A 14,767-nucleotide genomic window follows, 5' to 3' on the forward strand; every position below is an offset into this window, starting at 1 on the left:
AGCGCCGAAGGGATGAGGTTAGTTGATAATAACCTGCGCAAAAAGAATACCATGTTCCGGATTGGTTGTCAAGGGACTTTTTCTCACAAAAGGAAGGTCCCTGCCATCATCAGGCCATAGATCACCGGCTGATGCAGCAGATAGAGCAGCAGCGAGTGACGGCCCGCCCAGCCCAGCGGCGGGCAGACCGAGCGGCGCAGGGGGTCCATCCTGTCCCGCCCCACTGCTTTGTGGAGGAAAAAGCCAATCCAGTACAGAAACAGCCACGGGAACAGAGAGAAATAGTCGGTGGAGTAAAATTCCAGGTGCGGGAACCCCAAAAAAGCGGTGCCGAAATTGGCGTACCAGCCGGAAGGCACCGCCGCCAGGGTGATTCCCTCAAATCCGAAAAAGCCCTGGTTGATGTCCCGGGTCAGGAAAAACAGAACCCCGCATATGGCCAGGCCGGCCGGCGCCGGCACTTTATCCAGCACCGGGCGGAGCAAACCGGTGAGAAGCATGGCGGAACCCAGAAAGGTCAAGACGCCAAAAACCACCAGATCGGAGGGCATCAAAGCCCAGGTCACCAGGGTGACCAGCAGCCCGGCCCCAAATACCTCTGCGCCGCGGCGGAGGGTTCTGTGGCCCAGGTGCACGCAGAACCCGGACAGCAAAATGAAAATCCAGCTGGTGATCTGCTGCCAGAGATATCCCGGGAGGCCCAGGAACCAATCCGCAGACAGGCCAAACAGAAAAATCAGATCCCACATGGCGTGATAGACCATCATGCTGATCAGACAGAGGCCCCGCAGCTCATCCAGTAGCGCATAGCGGCCGCCGGTGGGGATGGAACGGTTCATAGTAGTTGTACCTCCTGTGCAGTCCGGCAAAGGGCCAGACGGAAATAGGCCCGGAAGGCCAGAGAAAAGATACCTGAATCCGCATCAAAAATCAAGTGCTCTTTTCAAAAAGAAAGAGCGCCCGGAACAGTCCGAACGCTCTTTCGCAGTGCCGCCGACGGGGGTCGAACCCGTACTCTGTCTCCAGAAAGGGATTTTAAGTCCCTCGTGTCTGCCAATTTCACCACAGCGGCCCAACAAGCTGCCGCACGGAATCCATGCGGCAGCTCCAGACGAACTATATAATACAATAGGACCGGCTTTTTGTCAACTAAAATCCATTAAACGCGGCCGCCATGCAGTTCGGCGTACATCTTGTCGCGGCACTCTGCCACGGCGGGGGTCATGTTGACGTAGTGCTTGTGGGGGCACTCCAGGCGCAGCTCGCTCTCCCAAACCTCATTGGTGAGCTGACGGGCCACATATTCCCGGCGCTCGCTGATGGAGGGCAGCTCAATGGCCAGCTGGCCGTTGAGAATGTGGGGCACCAGCAGCGGCTTGACGGCCGTCGGCGTAAAGGTGATGGTCCGCTCCACCGCATCGGGGTCCAGGTTGACCATGGTGATGGGCTTGCCGGCCTCGATCACTTCCCCGTCCATGGCGATCAGGTCGCACTGGGCCTGACCGTTGGCGTCGTACAGACGCCAGGGCATCTTTTTGCCCGGGATGATGGCCTTGCTGACGCTGTCGGAGCACTTCATCTTGGGCTGATAGCTGCCATCCGGCTGTTTGACCGCCACCAGCTTGTACACGCCGCCGAACACAGGGTCGGACGCCGAGGTGATGAGGTTCTCGCCGACGCCGTAGGAGTCAAAGTGGGCGTGCTCGTACAGCTCCATGTTGGCGATCTTCTTTTCGTCCAGGGCGTTGGAGGCCACCAGCTTGATATAGGGTTTGCCGACAGCGTCCAACGCCTTGCGCAGACGCTTGGAACCGCGGGCCAGGTCGCCCGAGTCAATCCGGGCCGACTTCACACGCTTGTTGGGATCGTCGGGGTATTTTTCGATCAGGTAGTCGTCCAGCTTGATGAGGTTGGGCAGGCCGCTCTCCATAATATTATAGGTGTCCAGCAGCAGGCTGACCGAGTCGGGATAGGTGTCAGCAAAGGCCTTGAAGGCGTCGAACTCAGTGGGGAAAAACTCAATGAAGCTATGTGCCACCGTACCCACGGCCTTGACCTCTGCGCCGTACTTCATCTCGGCCAGACAGTTGGCGGTGCCCACGCAGCCGCCCAGAACCGCCGCATAGGCGCCGTCGTTGCCGGCGCTCTCGCCCTGGGCGCGGCGGGTGCCGAACTCCATGACACTGCGGGGAGTATGGGTGTTCAGGCCCACCACGCGGGTGGCCTTGGTGGCAATCAGGCTGTGGAAGTTGATGGTCTGCAGCAGGTAGGTCTCAATCAGGATGGCGCCCACCATGTCGCACTCAATCCGGACCATCTGAACGTTGGGGTAACAGACGGTGCCCTCGGGCAGAGCGTACATATCGCCCTGCCAGCGGTAGGTCCGCAGGTAGTCACAGAACTCCTCGCTCATTCCCTTGGTCCGCAGCCACCAGATGTCCTGGGCGTTGAAGTGGTAGTTGAGCAGGAAGCGGGTCAGCTTCCGCTGGCCGGCGCTGATGGAATATCCCTGCTGGTCCGGGTTCTTGCGGAAGAACATATCAAAAACCAGTCTGGTGTCCTTGTAGCCGTTCAGGAACAGGCAGTTGGCCATGGTGAACTCATAAAAGTCCACCACCATGGCAGGGTTATCGTAATCTTCATCGGGAATATACGGGATGACTTCGACTTTATTTTCCATAGAGTGTTCCCCTCTTCTTGTAGCAAAAAACATCCGTTTGCCCCTTTTTGCGTGCGGGGCTGGGTCTGGGTATTAACGATATGATAGCATCATTTGCCCCGGGGTGCAAGTTCTTTTTGCAAAATTCAGGTCAAATCCGCGCAATCTGTCTTGACTGATGTCACCTTTGTTCGGCCAACAGGACAGACAAAAGGCCGGCAGCCACACGCCGCCGGCCAGGATTTGGTCACTTGGAGCGAGATACACGAACTGTATTCACAATAAACTGCACCAGACGCACGACAATCAAAACAGCTATAGCGCCTATCACAAGCAATTCAATCATAGCGGTCACCATGGAGCATTCCTCTTTTCTTCTATGAAACAGGGTTGGTTGATTCCAATTGGCTGCCGCCCAAAAGGGCTGCTCAAGCTTGTTTGTGGCCTTTTCCACTCTTGTCCTTTGTTTAAATTACAACGCAGCTGTTTTGGTTTGCAATGTGCAGCATGGTCAAGAAATATCCGCTGATTTTATACATTGGGAACGCAAAAAAGCCCCCGGCTTTCACCGGGGGCTCAGAGTTGCAATCAGCCGTTCATGATGTTGGGGGTGGAGTTCTTGAGCAGAACGTCGTGGCTGCCGCCCTCCACAATGGAGGTGGAGGAAACGACGGTCAGCTTGGCCTTCTCCTGCAGCTCGGGGATGGAGAGAGCACCGCAGTTGCACATGGTGCTCTTGACCTTGTACAGAGTGGTCTGGACGCCGTCGGCCAGAGGACCGGCGTAAGGCACATAGCTGTCCACGCCTTCCTCAAAGGACAGCTTGGTGGCGCCGCCCAGGTCGTACCGCTGCCAGTTGCGGGCGCGGTTGGAACCTTCGCCCCAGTACTCCTTCATGTACTGGCCGTTGATGCGGACGCGGTTGGAGGGGCTCTCGTCAAAGCGGGCGAAGTAGCGGCCCAGCATCACGAAATCAGCGCCCATGGCCAGAGCCAGGGTGATGTGGTAGTCGTGGACGATGCCGCCGTCGGAGCAGATGGGAATATAGATGCCGGTCTCCTTGTAGTACTCATCGCGGGCCTTGGCGACCTCGATGACTGCGGTGGCCTGGCCGCGGCCAATGCCCTTGGTCTCGCGGGTGATGCAGATGGAGCCGCCGCCGATGCCGATCTTGACGAAGTCGGCGCCGGCCTCAGCCAGGAAGCGGAAACCGTCGCGGTCCACCACGTTGCCGGCGCCAACCTTTACCTTGTCGCCGTAGTTCTCGCGGATCCAGCGCAGGGTGCGGCTCTGCCACTCCGAGAAGCCCTCGGAAGAGTCAATGCACAGCACGTCCACGCCAGCTTCCACCAGAGCGGGCACCCGCTGGGCATAGTCGCGGGTGTTGATGCCGGCGCCCACCACATAGCTCTTGCGGGCGTCCAGCAGCTCGTTGGCGTTCTCCTTGTGGGAGTTGTAGTCCTTGCGGAACACAAAGTACTTCAGATGGCCCTCAGCATCCACCAGGGGCAGGGTGTTGATCTTGTTGTCCCAGATGATGTTGTTGCAGTCATGCAGAGAGGTGTTCTCGGGAGCGGTGACCAGCTTGCTCATGGGGGTCATGAAGGTGGTAACCGGTGCGTCGTCGGGGGTGTGGTTGATGCGGTAGTCGCGGGATGCCACGATGCCCAGCAGCTTGCCGTTGGCGGTGCCGTCATCGGTGATGGCGATGGTGGAATGGCCGGTGCGGGCCTTCAGCTCCAGCACATCGTGGAGGGTAGCCTCGGGGGACAGGTTGGAGTCCGACACAACGTAACCGGCCTTGTACATCTTGACGCGGTGGACCATAGCGGCCTCATCCTCGATGCTCTGCGAGCCGTAGATGAAGGACACACCGCCCTGACGGGCCAGAGCAATGGCCAGCTTTTCGCCCGAGACGGACTGCATGATGGCGCTGACCATCGGGATGTTCATTTCGAGCGGGCACTCCTCTTCCCCTTTGCGGTATTTCACCAGCGGGGTCTTGAGACTCACTGCGGTAGGCACATTCTCAGCCGATGAATAGCCGGGTACCAGCAGATATTCGCCGAAAGTACGGGAGGGTTCTTCATAAAAATATGCCATGATCCAATCTCCTTTTCTATGCCACCTGTGAGACGCTGCGGCCACACGTGTTTTGCGCAACGCCGGGAATGATACTTGGCTATACTATACCACATTTGAGGCTGGAATACAAAATATCCGTGCGACAAAGTTTTGCAGAATGCGATTGCAAAAAACAGTCACTTTGCATAGTCAACGCATGAAGAAGCTGCAACTTAGCCCCTTGTCTGCACAGCATGGGAAACAAAAAAGCCCGTCTCTTGCGAGACGGACTTTTTTGCACACGAAGTGAGGTATCGCCTGTGTGGCGCAGCCAGACAGCTGAGAAGGAGAACAGCCGGAGGAGGGGTTGACTGCGCCCGACACCTCAAAAGCAAGAAGAAAAAGATTTCACAGTCGCCGTATCGGCTCTCTGCTGTAACTGTATTGTAACTCTTTTGTCTCCAATTTGCAATACCTTTTTGTAACTTTTTTGTAATTTGCTCGAAATTTTGTTTCGGCTTTTCTTTTTAAAAGTGACAGAACAGTTCAAAGGCTGCTTTTCCTTCCCGACGGCCGGTGACGTACCAGCCGGGGACCTCCCCTTGTCCGCGGGCCTGGCCGTAGAACAGCTCCATCTCCTCCCCAAAGGGCACTTGGCGGTGGTACTTGATGACAGCATACTGCATGGGCCCCTGTTCGATGACTTCCTGGGGCAGGGTGTCGCACACCACGTCCAGATAGGCGGCGTTGTTGATGTGACGGTTGGTGTCGCACAGGGAGTAGCCGGCCCGGCGCACCCCTGCCGGGATGAGCTCCGGCGCTTTGGGGACCTGCTGGGGCAGTTCCCAGTCCACCTGGGGGTTCCAGCGGCTCTCCATATCCTCGGGGATATGGCGCAGGATTTTGCTGGAATCGGTGTCCACCAGCGTCCAGCGGGTGTCCACCCAGGCCACCTCTTCCCCCTTCTCGTTGCAGACCACCATGACTCGCTTGTTGACGGCGCGGCGGTTCTGTTCGGGATAGGTGGTCAGGGTCAGGGTGTCCCGCATGGCAGGCACCTTGTAGAACTGAAAGGCCTGGCGGCCCACCAGATAGACCATGTGCCGCGCACTGTAAAAGGCCTTGTCCATGCCCAGGCTCCAGGCGTGGGCGGTGGCCATATGCTCGGCACAGCGCAGCAGCGCCGACGGTTTCATCAGACCGCGGTAGTCCACGTCCCCTTCGTCCAGGGTGATCTGTTCGGTGTAATAAATCGGGTATCCCATCGTGTGCTCCTTTCCGGTCCGGGAAATGGATTCAGTACATGTTCCGCGCTTTGCGGCGCATCTTGCGCCAGATATTGAAGCAGGCCAGCAAAACCATGGCCAGCAGCAACAGCAGGAACAGATAGCCGCTGCCGCCCTCGTCGTAGCTCTTCATCTCGCTCCACTTCACGTCCAGCTCGCTGTTCACTTCCTCGCTCAGGGCGGTAAAGACCTGCTCTTTGGCGGCCACTTCCTCCGAGGGATAGGCGATCTCGCTGTACTTCAGCTCTTCGTCCAGCTGCTCCCATACGGCGGTGCTGGGGGTGGTGTAGCCGATGTATTCGGCGTTGGCGGCGCCTACGTCCACCTCACACATGAAGTTGATGAACATTTCGGCGGCTTCCTGGTTCTGGCTGGTGGAGGGAATGCACATGCAGTCCACCGACAGCACGCTGCCCTCCTCCGGGAAAACCCAGGCCAGGTCGGGGTTGTCATCGATCATGGTGATGGCGTCACCCGAATAGTATACGCCGATGGCGGCCTCGCCGCCAATCATCTTGTCAAAGATTTCGTCCATCACGTAGGCCTGGACCAGGGGTTTCTGGGCTTTGAGCTGCTCCATTACCTCGTCCACCTCCTGGGTGGTGGCGGGATTGATGCTCTTGCCCTCTTTGAAAGCTGCGATGGCGTAGGCATCCCGGCTGTTGTTGAACATCAGGATGTTGCCGGCGTACTGTTCATCCCACAGGTCGGCCCAGCCGGTGGGGGCTTCATTCACCATGGTGGTGTTGTAGATGATGCCGGTGGTGCAGAGCATATAGGGAACGGTATAGGCGTTTTCGGGGTCGTAGTCGGGGTTGCGGTACTGCTCGTCGATCAGCTCGAAGTTGGGGATGTTGCTGTAGTCCAGAGGCAGCAGCATGTCCTCCTCAATCATTTTGGCCACCATGTAGTCGGAGGGAATCACCACATCATAGCTGGCCGCGCCCGACTTGAGCTTGGCGTACATCGACTCGTTGGAATCAAAGGTAGTGTAGTTCACATGGATGCCGGTCAGCTCCTCAAAGGCGGCCACCACATCCACGCTGTCGTCCGACCCGTTGGAGATATACTCGCCCCAGTTGTAGACGTTCAGGGTGACGTTCTGGCCGGCGAACCGGGTCCAGTCGTAGTCCCCGGAGACGCTGATGTCCTCGTTGACCTGGATGGGTTCCGCAGCCATTGCAGTTCCGGTGCAGGCTGCGGCCAGCACCAGGGCGGACACAAATGCAAACAGATGTTTCATCTTGTCCCCCTCCCCTCACATCTGCTGCTGTGCGTTCAGGTCCCGCTTGTAGCGGCGGCCTTCCAGCACATTGGACAGCAGAATTACGGCCAGGATGGCCCCGAACATGATGGTGGACAGGGCGTAGATCTCAGGGCTGACCTTGCGGCGGGTCATGGAGTAGATGGCGATGGGCAGGGTCTCGACGGTGCCACAGTTGAAATAGGAGATCATGAAGTCGTCGATGGAGTAGGTCAGGCAGATCAGGAAGGAGGACAGGATGGCGGGGCTGATCTCGGGAAGAATCACCTTGAAAAAGGCCTGCTTGGGGTCACAGCCCAGGTCCAGAGCCGCCTCATAGAGGTGGATGTCCAGCTGGCGCAGCTTGGGGCTGACGTTGAAGATGACGTAAGGTACGTTGAAGGCCACATGGGCAATCAACAGGGTGGGCATGCCCATGATGGTATCCGGCAGCCAGGACACCCCTGCTGCAAACCGCTGATACGCCACAAACAGCAGCATCAGAGAGATACCGGTGATGATTTCGGGGTTGACCACCGGGATATAGGTGATGTTGGTGATCACCAGCCGGGAGGTGCGGTTCATGCCGGCAATGCCCAGGGACGCCGCGGTGCCCAGCACCGTGGCCACCACAGCCGAGACCAGCGCCACCTCCAGCGAGACCACCAGGGCCCGCAGGATGGAGGAGTTGGTCAGCAGGCTGGCATACCATTTGGTGGTAAAGCCGGTAAAGAGGGCGTAGCCCTTGCTCTCGTTGAAGCTGAACAGGATCATGTAGGCAATGGGCAGGTACATGAACCCGAAAAACAGGATGACATAGGTCCGCTGCATCAGGCGGAGATGTTTGGTTTTCATCAGGACACCCCCTCCATTTCGTCTTCGTCAAAGCTGGAAGTAAAGCTCATGCAGAGCAGGACAATAATCATCAGCACCAGGCTCATGGCCGAACCCACGTTCAGGTTGTAGCTGTTGCCCAGGAACTGCATCTCGATCAGGTCGCCGATCAGCAGGTTGGCGCCGCCGCCCAGCATCCGGCTGATGACGAAGGTGGACACCGCCGGGACAAACACCATGGTGATGCCGGTGCAGATGCCAGGCACGCTCATGGGGATCAGGACCCGGAACAGGGTCTGGGTGGTGTTGGCGCCCAGGTCCTGGGCGGCCTCCACGATGCTCTGGTCGATCTTGGTCATGCTGGTGTACAGGGGCAGGATCATATAGGGCACATAGTTATAGACCATGCCCAGGACGACGGCCCCTGCGGTGTTGAGCATATTGAAGGGTCCCAGACCAAACAGGCCCAGCAGGGTGTTGATGGGGCCGTTGATGCTCAGCAGGCCCATCCAGGCGTACGTCCGCAGCAGGAAGTTCATCCACATGGGCAGCATCACCAGCATTTGCATGATCCGCTGTTTGTTCACCCGCAGGCGGGACAGAAAGTATCCCACCGGGAAGGCAATCACTAGGCAGATGACGGTGGCAATCATGGCCAGCAGAAGGCTGCGGGCAAACACCGAACCGTATCCGCTGACCGAAACCAGATTGGCCAGGGTGAAGCGGCCTTCGGCGTCGGTGAGGGCGTAGTAGCAGACAATCAGCAGCGGAATGACCGTGAACAGCGCCATCCACACCAGGTACGGGGCGGCAAGCCGTTTATCATATCCTTTCATTCCCTTCACCCCTCCGACCGTGCCATAATATGGATCTCATTGGGGCCGATGCACATGCCGATCCGCTCCCCGGGGGTGCAGGCGCGGGTGGAATGGATCAGCCATTCCCGGCCGTCGCAGTCCACATGCATCTCGAAGTGAACGCCCTTGAAAATCACGTCGTCCACCACGCCGGTCAGCTGGCCTTCCATCGGGGAGACCACCTCGATGTCCTCGGGACGGACCACCACCTGGACGCTCTGTTCGGGCTTGAAGCCGCGGTCCACGCAGGGGAACTGCACTCCGGCAAAGGAGACCAGGAAGTCCCGGTGCATGACGCCGTCAATGATGTTGGAGTCGCCGATGAAGTCGGCCACAAAGGCGTTCTTGGGCTCGTTGTAGATTTCCTCGGGGGTACCCACCTGCTGGATGACGCCGCCGTTCATGACCACCACGGTGTCCGACATGGTCAGGGCTTCTTCCTGGTCGTGGGTGACATAAATAAAGGTGATGTTCATTTCCCGCTGCAGGCGTTTCAGCTCCAGCTGCATCTCTTTGCGCAGCTTGAGGTCCAGCGCGCCCAGAGGCTCGTCCAGCAGAAGGATTTCGGGCTCGTTGACCAGGCTGCGGGCAATGGCCACGCGCTGCTGCTGGCCGCCCGACATCTGGGAGATGCTGCGCCGTTCAAAACCTTTCAGGCCCACCACTTCCAGCATGTCCCGCACCTTGGTGCGGATGGTGTCCTCGTCCATGTGCTTGAGCCGCAGGCCGAAGGCCACGTTTTCATACACATTCAGATGCGGGAACAGGGCATACTTTTGGAACACCGTATTCACCGGCCGCCGGTAGGGCGGCACGCCGGTGATGTTTTTGCCGTGCAGGATGATTTGGCCTGCATTGGGCTCCAAAAAGCCGGCGATCAGCCGCAGCGTGGTGGTTTTGCCGCAGCCCGACGAGCCCAGCAGCGTCACAAATTCCTTGTCGTGAATGTCCAGGTTCAATCCGTTCAGGATGCGCTGGCCGTCAAAGTCCACTACGATGTCACGCAGGGATACGATTACAGAATTATCCATTTTCCAGATGAGTCCTCCCCTTGCATGGAATCAATGCGTCGCACGCCGGCCGCAGAACACAGACGGCATACTGTGTCTATCTTAAACAATCGTGCAGAAAATGTCAATTCGCAAAACAAGGTTTCCAAACCGGCCGAACTTTGACGAATCCCTGAAATGAACGCAGGCATTGAAAAAGCCCGGGCGCTGGAGGCGCTCGGGCTGACTGAAAAAATGAAATTTTACTTGCTTTTTACGAGGCGGCCTTCAGCTGTTCCGCCGTATAGTGGAAGGCCTCGGGGACGGTGAGGTCCACTTTATAGATGGAGCTGTCCCCTTCCGTCATCATATAACAGCCGTCGGTTCCGGAGGCATAGGTGACCTGGTAAGTGGTTTCTCCATCGGAGGCGGTGACGGTGACCAGCGGGGCATCAAAGCCATAATCTGCCGGTTCGGCGCCGGTGATCTGCCCCGACACATAGCCGCTCAGGGCCGACAGAATCCCGTTGACCGCCTCCTCATTGAGGGCGGTTTCGGTCTCATCGGCCAGGCGCCAGGCGGTGGTGTAGGTTTCACTGTCGGCCGCGCTGTCTGCGGCTTCGCTGGCAGAACTGTCCGCGTCAGCGGCCACCGACACGGCTTTGAGCTGGACCGAGAAACTCTCCCCGCCGCCGAAATAGGTGTAGTCGATGGTTTCCAGGCTGCTGGAAGTAATGCCCGCCGGGTTGAAGGCGCCGAACAGTTCCTCCTTGCCGTATTCAAAGCAGCTCACCTTGGAGGAGGCCGCCGTATAGACAGCGCTGTCCCCTTCCTTCTGGACGTAAATGTCCCCGGTGATGGTGTTGGTGTCCCCAAAGGTGAAGGTATTGGTCTCTCCGCCTGCCGTCACCGTGACGGTGACCAGAGGAACCTCCATGCCGTAATCCTCCCCGGTCTGGGCGTCCAGCTGACGTTTGGCCTTCAGGTCAGCCAGAGCGGCGGCCATGGTGTTGCACTTGGTCTGATCCAGATGGTAGTCCGGGTCGTCGGCCAGGGTCCATGTCTCTCCGTTGTAGAGCAGCGAGACGGCCTCGCCCTGGTAGGTGTACTGGATTTCGGTCAGGCTGTCCACCGCGAAGGAGGACAGCGGGATGGTTCCGGCCTCGGCCTCGCTGGCGGCCTGTTCCGCTTTCTGGTTGGAACGGGTCAGCAGGGCCAGGGTGGCGCCCGCCAGCACCACCAGAACCAGCAAGATCAGCAGGGTGCGCTGTTTGGCTTTCATGCAGTCCCCTCCCTTATCTTCTTCTGCGGCGGATGGTGACCACTGCGCCGGCGATCAGCAGACCTGCCGGAACCGCCAGCAGGAACACCAGACCCACCACGGTGGCCGTGCCGGCCGGGATGGTCAGCTGGTCGGCCTCCAATGCCTTGGCGTCAATCAGGATGTCGCTGGACTGGCCGGTCAGAGAGGCGGCGCAGCCCACCAGGAAATCACAGTTGCCCGGAACACTCATATACAAAGTGTCGTCATCCATGTTGGAGCAGCCCACCCAAATCACCTGGGCGCCGGTGGTGTCGTTCTGGGCCCACACCGCCAGGTTGAAGGGTCCGTCGATGTCGCCCTCCTCCTTGTCGGTGGTGGTCATCTCATAGCCCGCCGTCTTGCTGTAGGCGGCCGAGGAAGTGGTCAGCAGAGGCTCGGCGGTGACGCTGTTGTTCTGGGTGATCTGGATGCCCTGGGCCATCTGCAGCAGCAGGTAGGCGCTGGTGTCCAGGCCATCCAGGGCGGTGCTCTCAGTGGTGATGGCGTAATCGGGCAGCAGATAATAGCTGTAGCCGTACAGGCTGTGGTTGGCATCCCCTTCCACAATCAGGCCGTCCACCCGGGACAGCCCAAACTCGGCCATAACCGCATCCAGGTTGGGGGTGCTGTAGTAGGCGTCGGTGGTGAGCAGAACCTTGCCGCCGGCGGCCAGATATTCCTCCAGCATGCCGATTTCATCCACCGCGCCCTCCGGGCCGGTGAAATCGCTGGCAGGACAGTTGATGATGAGAAGGTCACAGTCCTCAGGAATGGTGCTGCTCAACAGGTTCAGCTCCTGAGGCTGGATATTCTGGGCCTCCAGGGCATCCACCAGGGTGTCCGACAGGGGCCGTTCCCCGTGGTTTGTGGTGTAGTAGGCCTGGCTGACTTCCCCGCTGGTCAGGCGGTACAGCGACGAGGTGATCTGCTGTTCGCCGTCAAAGCGGACACTATAATTGTAATAGTCGGAGTAGTCGTAGACGTAAAAGTCCACCGCGTCCAGCACATCGCTGCCGGTGCCGGCGTCCAGAATCAGGCTGCCGCCCGAGACCTGCTCGGCCCCATACTGAGAGGCAAAGGTGGGATACAGGGCGGGGTCCTTCTGTTCCCAGTGAATGTGGCTGCTGGAAGCTGCATACTGATCCAGCAGCCGGGTGATGATGGCATCTTCGCTGCCGGTTTCACACAGATAGTAGATGGTCACATCCTGGGTCAGGCCCTCCGCCACCTGGACGGAAGTATCACTCAGGGTGTACAGGCCGCCTTCAGACAGGTCGAACTCGGTATATGTGGTGGGGATGGCCTGGACAATCAGATTGATGAGGATCACCAGCACCACGGCGGCCGCCAGGATGGCGGTGGAGTACAGGCCATTGCGGAAGATGCGTCCGCCGTCCGCCGGTGCGGCAAAAAGGCGGCGCAGTTTGGATTCTTTGTTCATCGTCGGGCCTCCTTTCAGTTCCAGCGGCGCTTTTCAATGCCCTGCGCCGTAAAGAAAAGGAACAGCCCTGCCACGCTGATGTAATACACCAGAGACGGCAGCGAGAAGCTGCCATTGACAAAATCCTCAAAGGGAGAGAACAGGGCCAGGGCCCCCAGCACCGAGCTGAAAGCCTCGGTGAGCCAGGCGCTGCGGACGGTGAACAGCACCGAGATGCAGGCCGCCAGAGCGGCGAACAGGAAACATCCCAGCGTGAGGCTGCGGCTGCGCAGGCCGGCCCAGAGCGAAACCGCGGCAGCCAGCACCGTAAAGACCACCAGAGCCATGACGCTGCCCGCATTGAACAGGCTGCGCAGACCCGGCATCAGATAGGCCAGCAGCAGAGCGCCAAATCCCATCACCGCGGCAATGATCTGGTTTTCGGTCAGGCTGGAGAGGAACTCGCATATAGCAATGGCCGCACAGCCCAGCAGATAATAGCAGAGCAGGCTGGAGAAATTGGACAGAAGGGCGGTGTTGGTGGAGCCCAGCGCCCGCAGAACCCCGATCAACAGGGCATCCATCAGGCAGGGCAGCGCGAAGACGGCGCACATGGCCAGATATTTGCCCAGAACAATTCCCCAGACCGACACCGGACTGGTCAAAAGAAGCTGATCGGTGCGGCTGTGTTTTTCCTCGGCAAAGCTGCGCATGGCCAGCACCGGCACATACACCAGCAGCACAAAAACCGTCTGGTACAGGGTATAGTAGCCGAAGTCGGTCAGGCCGAACCCCAGGTTATTGGCAAAGAAATAGAGCGCCGAAGTGCCGGTGAGAAAGGCGGTCAGCAGCCAGCCCATCATGCCGGAGAAGCTGCTGCGGAATTCCCGTTTGAATATAGCCGTCATCTTACTCCTCCTCCCCTTCGGTCTGGCCGGCGATGTCCGCCTGTTCGGATTCGGTCAGCTCAAGGAACACGTCCTCCAGGCTGCGGGTCTCGGCGGTCAGATTCAGGACGGCGCAGCCCGCGGCGGCCAGCGCCTGGCTGACCGCAGCCCGCAGATCTTCGCCCGAGCCGCTGCGGGCGGTGAAAGTGACTTCCCCGCCGCTTTCCTCCTCAATGTCCACCGACTGAATCCCCTTCACGGCCCGCACTGCGGCGGCCACCGCCTCCCGGCTGCCCAGCGCAGTGGCGTGCAGGACGCCGTGGGGGCTCAGCTGGGCGCTCAGTTCCTGGGGCGTGCCTTCCGCCACCAGGCGGCCATGGGAGAGGATCAGCACCTGAGAGCAGACGGCCTGCACCTCGCTGAGGATATGGCTGGACAGGATCACCGTGTGCCCCTGTCCCAGCTCCCGGATCAGGCGGCGGATCTCAATGACCTGCGCCGGGTCCAGGCCTACCGTCGGCTCGTCCAGAATAATCACCTTGGGGTGACCCAGCAGTGCCTGGGCAATGCCCACCCGCTGGCGATAGCCTTTGGACAGGTTGCGGATCAGCCGGGGCATCACGTCGGTCAGGCCGGTGCGGCGGGCTGCCTTTTCCACCTGGGCGGTGCGCTCGGCCCGTTTGACCCCTTTCAGCTCGGCGGCAAAGGTCAGATATTCCCTTACCGTCATTTCGGGGTAGAGGGGCGGCGTCTCGGGCAGATAGCCGATGCAGGCTTTGGCTGCGTCGGCTTCCTCAGGCAATGGGTGCCCGTCCACCGTTACCGTCCCGCTGGTGGCGGCAAGGTACCCGGTGATGATGTTCATAATGGTCGATTTTCCCGCTCCATTGGAACCCAGCAGGCCATAAACTTGTCCGTCCTCCACGGTGAAGGACAAATCACTCACCGCCGGACGGCCGCTGTACTCCCTGGTCAGATGCGACACTTCGATCACTGGCAAATGCTCCTTTCAGTTTGTTTGGAATCATACATACTATAGGATGCAAATGTGTTCAAAATAAGGCAGAGTGGTGTAAATTCCCTTATGTGACAATAAAATAAATATCCCCCGGCATATGAACCGCCCCATATTGTGCGGACAGTACAAAAAAGAGGCCTGCAAGGGGTAGAAGTAAACGAATCAAAGACTGGCCTGGCGAAGCGAGAGCGGAGCCAGGCCAGTCTT

12 protein-coding genes and 1 tRNA gene are annotated in these 14,767 nt (G+C 58.9%); all 13 read right to left on the reverse strand.

Annotated elements, in window-relative coordinates:
* Positions 1-83: 83 nt before the first annotated feature.
* Positions 84-839 carry a heparan-alpha-glucosaminide N-acetyltransferase domain-containing protein gene (locus B5F27_RS02720; RefSeq protein ID WP_087364496.1) on the reverse strand — a complete coding sequence of 252 codons (756 nt, stop codon included), beginning with the start codon at positions 837-839 and terminating at the stop codon, positions 84-86.
* Between the two features lie 149 nt (positions 840-988).
* Positions 989-1,072, reverse strand: a tRNA-Leu gene (locus B5F27_RS02725).
* A gap of 87 nt (positions 1,073-1,159) precedes the next feature.
* Positions 1,160-2,680, reverse strand: a complete 1,521-nt coding sequence (locus B5F27_RS02730; RefSeq protein WP_087364498.1) for a nicotinate phosphoribosyltransferase — start codon at positions 2,678-2,680, stop codon at positions 1,160-1,162.
* A 567-nt stretch (positions 2,681-3,247) separates the two neighbouring features.
* Positions 3,248-4,762 carry an IMP dehydrogenase gene (locus tag B5F27_RS02735; RefSeq protein ID WP_087245626.1) on the reverse strand — a complete coding sequence of 505 codons (1,515 nt, stop codon included), beginning with the start codon at positions 4,760-4,762 and terminating at the stop codon, positions 3,248-3,250.
* Positions 4,763-5,250: 488 nt separating this feature from the next.
* Positions 5,251-5,988, reverse strand: coding sequence for an acyl-ACP thioesterase domain-containing protein (locus tag B5F27_RS02740; RefSeq protein WP_087364500.1), 738 nt, complete (start codon positions 5,986-5,988; stop codon positions 5,251-5,253).
* A 31-nt stretch (positions 5,989-6,019) separates the two neighbouring features.
* Positions 6,020-7,252 carry a spermidine/putrescine ABC transporter substrate-binding protein gene (locus tag B5F27_RS02745; RefSeq protein WP_087364502.1) on the reverse strand — a complete coding sequence of 411 codons (1,233 nt, stop codon included), beginning with the start codon at positions 7,250-7,252 and terminating at the stop codon, positions 6,020-6,022.
* Between the two features lie 15 nt (positions 7,253-7,267).
* A complete protein-coding gene (locus B5F27_RS02750) occupies positions 7,268-8,107 on the reverse strand; it encodes an ABC transporter permease (RefSeq protein ID WP_087245620.1) in 840 nt (279 codons plus the stop codon).
* Complete coding sequence (locus tag B5F27_RS02755; protein WP_087245618.1) at positions 8,107-8,922, reverse strand: ABC transporter permease; 816 nt, start codon at positions 8,920-8,922, stop codon at positions 8,107-8,109. The genes B5F27_RS02750 and B5F27_RS02755 overlap by 1 nt, the downstream gene beginning before the upstream one ends.
* Positions 8,923-8,927: 5 nt before the next feature.
* Complete coding sequence (locus B5F27_RS02760; protein ID WP_087364505.1) at positions 8,928-9,974, reverse strand: ABC transporter ATP-binding protein; 1,047 nt, start codon at positions 9,972-9,974, stop codon at positions 8,928-8,930.
* 232 nt (positions 9,975-10,206) lie between these two features.
* Entirely contained in the window at positions 10,207-11,214 is a 1,008-nt protein-coding gene (locus tag B5F27_RS02765) for a DUF4340 domain-containing protein (protein ID WP_087364507.1), read from the reverse strand.
* A 13-nt stretch (positions 11,215-11,227) separates the two neighbouring features.
* On the reverse strand, positions 11,228-12,676 hold the full coding sequence (locus tag B5F27_RS02770; protein WP_087364508.1) for a Gldg family protein: 1,449 nt from the start codon (positions 12,674-12,676) through the stop codon (positions 11,228-11,230).
* 14 nt (positions 12,677-12,690) lie between these two features.
* Positions 12,691-13,563 (reverse strand): ABC transporter permease, encoded by an 873-nt coding sequence (locus tag B5F27_RS02775; protein WP_087364510.1) that lies wholly within the window; start codon positions 13,561-13,563, stop codon positions 12,691-12,693.
* A gap of 1 nt (position 13,564) precedes the next feature.
* Positions 13,565-14,536 (reverse strand): ABC transporter ATP-binding protein, encoded by a 972-nt coding sequence (locus B5F27_RS02780; RefSeq protein WP_087364512.1) that lies wholly within the window; start codon positions 14,534-14,536, stop codon positions 13,565-13,567.
* Between the last annotated feature and the right edge of the window lie 231 nt (positions 14,537-14,767).

This window comes from Faecalibacterium sp. An192 (assembly GCF_002160175.1).
In the GTDB taxonomy this organism is placed as follows: Bacteria; Bacillota; Clostridia; order Oscillospirales; family Ruminococcaceae; genus Faecalibacterium.

Excerpts from the sequence above, each read along its gene's own strand:
- B5F27_RS02735 (WP_087245626.1), bottom strand. The coding sequence starts at position 4,762 with ATGGCATATTTTTATGAAGAACCCTCCCGTACTTTCGGCGAATATCTG.
- B5F27_RS02740 (WP_087364500.1), bottom strand. The coding sequence starts at position 5,988 with ATGGGATACCCGATTTATTACACCGAACAGATCACCCTGGACGAAGGG.
- B5F27_RS02770 (WP_087364508.1), bottom strand. The coding sequence starts at position 12,676 with ATGAACAAAGAATCCAAACTGCGCCGCCTTTTTGCCGCACCGGCGGAC.
- B5F27_RS02720 (WP_087364496.1), bottom strand. The coding sequence starts at position 839 with ATGAACCGTTCCATCCCCACCGGCGGCCGCTATGCGCTACTGGATGAG.
- B5F27_RS02755 (WP_087245618.1), bottom strand. The coding sequence starts at position 8,922 with ATGAAAGGATATGATAAACGGCTTGCCGCCCCGTACCTGGTGTGGATG.
- B5F27_RS02765 (WP_087364507.1), bottom strand. The coding sequence starts at position 11,214 with ATGAAAGCCAAACAGCGCACCCTGCTGATCTTGCTGGTTCTGGTGGTG.
- B5F27_RS02730 (WP_087364498.1), bottom strand. The coding sequence starts at position 2,680 with ATGGAAAATAAAGTCGAAGTCATCCCGTATATTCCCGATGAAGATTAC.
- B5F27_RS02760 (WP_087364505.1), bottom strand. The coding sequence starts at position 9,974 with ATGGATAATTCTGTAATCGTATCCCTGCGTGACATCGTAGTGGACTTT.
- B5F27_RS02750 (WP_087245620.1), bottom strand. The coding sequence starts at position 8,107 with ATGAAAACCAAACATCTCCGCCTGATGCAGCGGACCTATGTCATCCTG.
- B5F27_RS02775 (WP_087364510.1), bottom strand. The coding sequence starts at position 13,563 with ATGACGGCTATATTCAAACGGGAATTCCGCAGCAGCTTCTCCGGCATG.
- B5F27_RS02745 (WP_087364502.1), bottom strand. The coding sequence starts at position 7,252 with ATGAAACATCTGTTTGCATTTGTGTCCGCCCTGGTGCTGGCCGCAGCC.